Origin of the sequence: Paenibacillus sp. MMS18-CY102 (genome assembly GCF_009789195.1) — a bacterium.
Classification (GTDB): Bacteria; Bacillota; Bacilli; order Paenibacillales; family Paenibacillaceae; genus Paenibacillus_T.
The window spans coordinates 1-7075 of sequence record NZ_WSTC01000068.1 but is presented as its reverse complement, the minus strand read 5'-3'; the positions used below and the strand labels follow the sequence as shown (position 1 = coordinate 7075).

The 7075-nt window shown below is 44.6% G+C and carries 7 protein-coding genes; all 7 read left to right on the top strand.

Annotation, left to right across the window (positions count from 1 at the left end; translation table 11 throughout):
- Positions 1-1163, top strand: a 1163-nt coding sequence (locus tag GON22_RS25350) for a pentapeptide repeat-containing protein (RefSeq protein WP_160398844.1), incomplete at its 5' end; no start/stop codon positions are given.
- Entirely contained in the window at positions 1156-1677 is a 522-nt protein-coding gene (locus GON22_RS25345) for a hypothetical protein (RefSeq protein ID WP_160398843.1), read from the top strand. The genes GON22_RS25350 and GON22_RS25345, both read left to right, overlap by 8 nt.
- A gap of 1 nt (position 1678) precedes the next feature.
- Complete coding sequence (locus GON22_RS25340; protein WP_160398842.1) at positions 1679-2401, top strand: PAAR-like protein; 723 nt, start codon at positions 1679-1681, stop codon at positions 2399-2401.
- Positions 2402-2418: 17 nt separating this feature from the next.
- Positions 2419-5394, top strand: coding sequence for a zincin-like metallopeptidase toxin domain-containing protein (locus tag GON22_RS25335; RefSeq protein WP_160398841.1), 2976 nt, complete (start codon positions 2419-2421; stop codon positions 5392-5394).
- Entirely contained in the window at positions 5387-5974 is a 588-nt protein-coding gene (locus GON22_RS25330; protein ID WP_202113500.1) for a hypothetical protein, read from the top strand. Before GON22_RS25335 ends, GON22_RS25330 begins: the two co-directional genes overlap by 8 nt.
- A 583-nt stretch (positions 5975-6557) precedes the next feature.
- On the top strand, positions 6558-6770 hold the full coding sequence (locus GON22_RS25325) for a hypothetical protein (RefSeq protein WP_160398840.1): 213 nt from the start codon (positions 6558-6560) through the stop codon (positions 6768-6770).
- Between the two features lie 136 nt (positions 6771-6906).
- Positions 6907-7075: helix-turn-helix domain-containing protein (locus GON22_RS26835; protein ID WP_160398839.1), on the top strand; the 169-nt coding region annotated here is incomplete at its 3' end.

The window sequence follows — 7075 nt, the reverse complement described above, 5'->3', positions numbered from 1 at the left end:
ACCGTATGCACCACTTGGAGATATGGCATCAATTTATAGAGACAGATGCCATACCGCTTCGGAATGAGCATATTAAAGCACTGCATCAATATTATACTCGGCAAAAAAAGCAGATAGCAGATGAGCTTATCGCGTTAGCAGACCAGTTCCTGCTTCATGTGCTTGATCAACAGCAGCAAGGCCAATTAAAGGAATGCTCGATGATTCAATTCTCTTTTATGCGGACGAGTTGGAATGAAGGCAAGCCTGTTTTTATGTTGGAAGCAGCGGATAGGGAAACGATGGACAAGGTTCAACTGACCGACTTTGCATATGATGCAGGATGGATTTATGGGTTCGTTGACGCGTGGGATAGCGCATGCGAGGAAAGGCGAAAGCGCTATATGAACCGCATTGACCGGCATACATTCGAAGTGTGGAAGACAGAGCAGCTGTACCCGTTCAATAGCTATATGGTGCATGCTGTGCGCTACGCGATGGATACCATGACGCAGCTCCCTTCTTTCCAAAGCTTAGTAAAAGATAGCTATTTTGAAGTGCGTGTTAGTGAGTATAGGGATCAAGAAGCAGGTGAATCGGTGTACCGCATCAATAATCGGCAACGTACCTCCATTACTTGCAGGGGGTGGCTGGAAAGCCGTTTCGATCAGGAATACATCTATGAGCATCTGGCCAAGGTTGATCTTTCCAACGGCCAATTCGAAGGCATCGATTTGAATTATGCAAGATTGGAAGAGGTAACGCTCACAGGGAGTAAGCTGGGTGGCAGCAAGTTGCTTGGTACCCGATTCGAAAACTGTGTATGTGATCAGGTGGATTTTAAACAATGTCTATTAATCGATGCAGACTTTCGAAATTGTGATCTTGTTGATGCCAGATTCGATGGGGCATGGGCAATCAGGGATATGGCAGTGGAGGAACATGGCCTTGTATTCGGCATGAACGGTGTACAGTTCCAACGGGCTAACTTGAAGGGTGCCAGCTTTCGGCATGCCCGAATTGCAGCAGATTTTACAGGGGCGGACCTGGAAGGCGCAGATTTTACGGGAGCGGACCTCTCAGGAAGCCGCATGCTGGAGCAAGACATATTCCGAGTCATGATGACGGAAGAGCAACGCCGGATGGTGACTTGGGTGAAAGATGAGGATGCCGCTTATGCGTAGCATGAAATATTTTGTGCTAGAGCATGACAGGCGCTCCCCGGCGAATGGGGCGAATATCAACTTTCCGGCTCGGATGCTGCAAGGCTACCACTATGCAGAGGAGCAAGAAATTGTTTACGCCAAGCAAGGCTGCCAGATTTCTCCGAGCTCTCTCATCGAACACCCCATTCTATTAATTAGTGATCCATTAAGAAAAACAATAGCCCGGTTCATACCGGATGTTGGCTATAAGAGCATCGTGGTGATGGATTTGGGCCAGCAGAGCCAATTTTATTATTCATGGATGGATTTTGTGGAGATCCCTTGCCTGATGCCGGAACGCATGGAAGCGGAGAACGGGCGTATTAGCAAAATGCATGTGGAAGATGTGAGCGAAGATGCGGCAATCTTCCAAATTTCGCATTACCGGAGCCGTGTGCTTGTTGCACGTGTCGATGTTGCCGAGTGCCTCCTTCGTACAGGCTTATACGGTTTGAAGGTTAGGCCAATCCAGTTAATGAGAGGCGATGGTTAAGATGGGCGTTCAAGATACGTTGTTGCAGAAAGGAACACGTGAGAGTTTGCAGCAATCCCCTTGGCGAAGCGAGGACACTTATGTAACAGCAGGGGCCTTTATGTGCTGTTCGATGGGAACGCATGAGGAAGTCTTAAACAAGCTAGACCCGAATGGCATTTACATCAATGGAAGCCCCATGCTTACCGTCAATGATTGTGCGGTTTCGAGTTCTGAGGCAGGCGTGATCAAGCAGAATTTTGCGGAAACGACCTTTCCAGTTAATCGAATGGGACAAGAGATCGATGGAAATTTTTATTCTTTCGGATTTTGCCGAAGCGTGGTGCATCCGATGAAGATGGCTGAGGGTGCGTATCCGGGGATGGCAGCTGATTCTTCGTATATATTCGATCCCGATCAATCCGAGCCGACTTTTAGCAAGTTTATTTATCCATGTGCCCCTAAGCTGCTGCCTACTGTATCGCCCTCAGCGCCCTCCGGCGCTCCATTTAAGAAAGCCGACACATCGAATGGACCGTTTGGACTCCCTTCCTTGAGTTTCAGTGATGTGCTTGCGAATTTTAATTTGCCACAAACGCAGTGGACGAATGGCAGTCCCAGCGTGTCTATTCAAGGGGTGCCCGCATTAACCAGCAAGTCCTGCTTATTCTGCCAGTATGGAGGGAAGATCCAATTGCTTACGAATGGGATGGACCCAGCCCCTCCTGAATTTTCCGCAAGATAGGAAAGCGAGGTGAAGGCATGGAAGCGATATATGCAGGGGACGGCTATGAACTGCTATGGCCGTATCCTTTGAAAGCGGTCCGTAACTTTCGAATAGAGCGTAAATTTAATGCGCATACCCGTTGTACGTTCACGGCAGAAATGTCAGAGAAAGATGCAGAAGCCTGTATGCGCAATAGCAGTTTTGAAGATAGCGTGATGATTCGAAATGCAATGAAGTCTAAAGTGCAGAATTGGTTTGCAGGCGGCATAACGAAGGTAGATATTCAGATGGAAGACGGCATTCCCCATGTGCAAATCGAGGCACTGTCCCGAACATATGCCATGGATAGGAATGCAAAGAAGCGATCCTACCAGAACAAATTTCAAACGTATACGGATGTAATCCAGCGGTTAGTAGAGGGTTATCCGCGTGGGGATGCGCAAAACATGGCGACGAGCGACCGGGCAACGATCGGAGCTCTAATGGTGCAATATGAAGAAACCGACTGGGCATTCATGAAACGTTTAGCTGCACGAGTGGGGACTGTCATATTGCCTGATGTGCAGATGGATGCGCCTCGCGTATGCTTTGGCGTGCCAGACACCTCATGGGGAATGAAGCTGAATTCGAAGCGGTATACCCTAATGAAGGACCGGGCTGCCTATGAGATGTTGAAAGCACATGAGGAGGGCAACGAAGAGCAAAATCTTCACGAAGAAGATTTTATCTATTACCGGGTGAGCAGCGGGCAGTATTGCCAAGTTGGTGATGACGTTGAATTCAAGAACCAAGTGTGGGTTGTATCAGAATCGGCCATATCATATGCATCGGGACTTCTTCATCACGAATACGTCCTTGTAAAGCGCCAGGCGCTGAGGCGGAAATCGAAGCGCAACGAACGCATACAAGGCACTTCGCTCGAAGGCCGTGTAGTGAAACGAGCCAACAATATGGTAAAGGTTCACTTGGACATCGATGAAGGGCATGATGAACAAGGGAATTGGTGGTTCCCCTACTCAGGAGAAGGGAACAATCTATTTCACTGTTTGCCAGATGAAGGGGCGCGCATCAAGGTATATTTTCCGAGCGGGATAGAGAAGCAAGCGGTTGCGATAAACTCGGTTCGTGGCGGCAGCGATGAGATGAAAAGCAGGACCGTGTTTCAGAAGCCTTCGACCAAAGTGTTCGAGATACCTGGCGATGCCAAGATGCAGCTTGGAGACGATGGGGTTTTATTCAAGAAAGGAACAGTTACCCTACATCTAGATGGCGGAAATATATCGGTAGATGCAGGCGAGGATGTCTTATTAGTTGCGGGCAGCCAGCTGGAATTAGGCAGCGGGAGCGGATCTGGTGTATTAGAATCGATCCGAATGCGTGCTAGCCAATCCATAGCCATGCAAACGAACTCGGAGCATTATGTATTCATCAGTGGAGATCGAGTTGGGATCAAGAGCAGTAAGCTGGATCTTCAGAAGATCAACGTGGACTTCATGGAGCTCTTGACGGATGAAGAACTCAAACAGATGTATATGGACGAGCTCGCACAACAGCAAATCTCCATGGCAGCATTGAACACAAGCCTTGATATAGGTGCTGCAATCGATATACCGGATAGCCAAAAAGCACAAATTCGAGCCGATGTGGAAGCACAGGTGAATAGCGACCCGAAAGGGGCCGATGCTGCCCGGAGCTGGATGGGCGGGAAATCGGAATCCGACCAACAAGAGCTATACCAGAAGAAATACGCGCGGCAAGAGCGTGGATCGGAAGAACAACAGCCAGACATGGAGCAACAACAGAAGACATATGACCAGATGGACAAGGACCGAACGGCCGTCCATAATTGGAATAAAGATGTACAAGGCATCATCGAGAAGGGCAAAAGCGAAGGGAAGTCCCAAGCGGACATTCGGGCTTCGATTCCAGCTCCGCCTGTATTGGCTTCCCAAGAAAAGCAGCCAAGCGGAAATCCAAGTATATTTCAAGAGATGCTGGACCATACCGGAATTGGAAACTTCCTCGAACGTATGGCTCCGGCATTAGAAGCTTATGCATTGGCGAATATCGTTCCGCAGAAGCCCGACTATCTTAGCAAGAAAACGGACAAGGTTGTATACTTTTCTCGGTATACGTATGAGGTATTGATTATTCAGCCACAAGTGATAATGGCGGAATTAAACATCATGTTTGGAATCATAGCAGTTATAACTGCCATACCTACAGCGGGAGAGTCGCTATATCTTTTAGCGGCAGCAGACGCTGCAATAGGGGCGGCGACGATCGTAGTAAGTGCTGAGAAATTGAAGGATCTTAAAAATGGAATTGCGGATTCAGATCCAACGTTCCTAGGATTAGATCAGGCGATGCTGGATAAGCTCGGGATTGGCTTAGCTGTTGTAAGTCTGGCGAGCTTGATGAAACATGGGTTGTTCAAAGCGGCTGATAAGCTAGCGAATGGCAAGAATATAGCTGCGTTGGATGAGGCGTGGAGTGCTTGGAAGAATAGACTGGATGATTTTGAGGGAGACGATTTAGATCTAGCAGTATGGGATACAAAAAGAGTAAGTGGAAATGTCTTCAAGATTGACAAGTATGGTAATAGAAAAATGCGGGCATCAGACTTTAAAAAGTTCAAAAATGATATGGAGAAAGCTGGAGTTAAAGTTGTAATCGACAAAGTAAAGGTACCTAAAGGTAAAGCTGGAGGTTTTGATCCTGAAACAGGTATCATGTATTTTAGAGGGACGCCCTCTCAGATTGCAGCTTTTCATGAGAGTGTGCATGCAAAGCAATGGTTAGAATTGGGGAAAGAAAAGTATTTAGCCCAGAGTATTTTAGAAAGAGAAGAATATGTTTACAGAGCAATAATGGAGAATAAACAGAATTTCACAAGAGCAGAGTTGATTGCTACAGAACGATATATTTATTTATTGAGGTATAATAAAAAAGCGCCATATGGATGGCCGCCCGCAGATTCTGAAATATTTAGGGGATGCTTAGATGAGTAATCGGAAACTTAATGCAGTACAGGTGCTAAATATTGCACAAGATTATATTCAAGAACGTAACACTCGAATTAAGGAATATAACAAAAGCTACATTCCTTCAACAATTAACAGTGATATAAATAAATCAGTTCAATATTATGAAAACTTTTTTTCATTAGCCGGTGGTGCATGGGTCGTTGAGATAGATTATAGGGATTTTGAAGAATTTTTAGTTATTTCTGATGAAGAAAAGGTTATTTCATTTTGGATAATTGGTGTAAAAAGAAATGAAATTTCTAGCTTAAATCCTAAATTAAGCACAGATAGAGTGTTCCAAATTTCTCAGAATTATAACGACGAGTATCAATTGGAGGGAGTAGTAAATCCTACACTAGGTGAGTCAATAACATTTTATGAGAAATTTGAAGGTGTTGAAGGATACTCTTGGATAATTGATATTAAAGTACCACCATCCCAGTTTGGTGGAGGGGATACGATAAGTCTTGTTCTTGCAGATGAAAAAGAGTGTGTAGAATATATGTTTGATCCGTCTGGCTACCCGGTAACCCCTCATTTAGAAGATGAAGATGAAGATGAATAAATAATATTGAAAACGAATAGGAGCTTGAGTATTTAAGAGGATTAATCAGAATTTGCATTACTAGGTATAGGGAAGAATGGATATTAAAAATACCCTAATTTTTACCTGCTGAAAACTAAAGGGATACATTTCGTTTCTATTAAATAAGGTTCAGAAAATGTTATTAAACAAAAAAAATAATGGAGGATAATAAAGTAAAATTCTATTTTACGAGCTGGCTTCGGTACCTGACCGAAGCCAGCTCATTTAATTTTCTTTAGGTCGACAATGTATATATCCTAACAATGTGATTGCAGATTCAGATCCTACGTTCCTAGGATTAGATCAGGCGATGCTGTATAAGCATGGGATGTCTGGAAAGGTAGACTGAAACAGTTAGGACAGAACTCTGAAGACTGGTTTTCCAATCCGCAGCTTGCTGTAAATAACGATTTAAACACCGGGAGGTATGATTTAGGAGATGCAGAGAAAGAGAAGAATCTAAGTCCCTAGAGACAAAAGCAAGTTCAATAATTAGAAAATGTATATAATCGGGCGTGTGGTTTTCCAGGCAAGGGGACAAGTAAAGGTGGTTCGGGTAGAAATGAGCCTGGTAGTCCGTAAAAAATGGATTAGGGGAGATAAGAGTTGTTGTTACACCAAAATAATGCATGTACAAAGGGTGGTTTCTTTGGAAGAAATAATGATGCATATAAGATTTCAAAATCCTGTAATGAACTTAGAAGAATATTTACAATTCAGTAAGAAAATATTGATTGGGTTAGGTGATTTTCATGAAGGTGTGACCTTGCCCTGAAAAAGTAGACACGTAGAAACCCTCAATGATTTTTGTATTTGCTTTCTCGCAAGTCTTTGAAAAATAAACATATTGACCCTGCCCCGAATAGATAGACACATAGAAAACCTCTATAATAAAAGTGGAGGGATTTACTATGGGGCAACGGAAGCAATTTGATAAAGCATTGAAAGAACAGGCGGTATCGCGAATTTTAGCCGGAGAAGCAACGATGGCGGATACGGCGAAGGATCTGAATGTTCATTACACCACAGTTCGAGACTGGGTGAAAACTTATAAGCTTGATGGAGAAAGTGCGTTTCCAG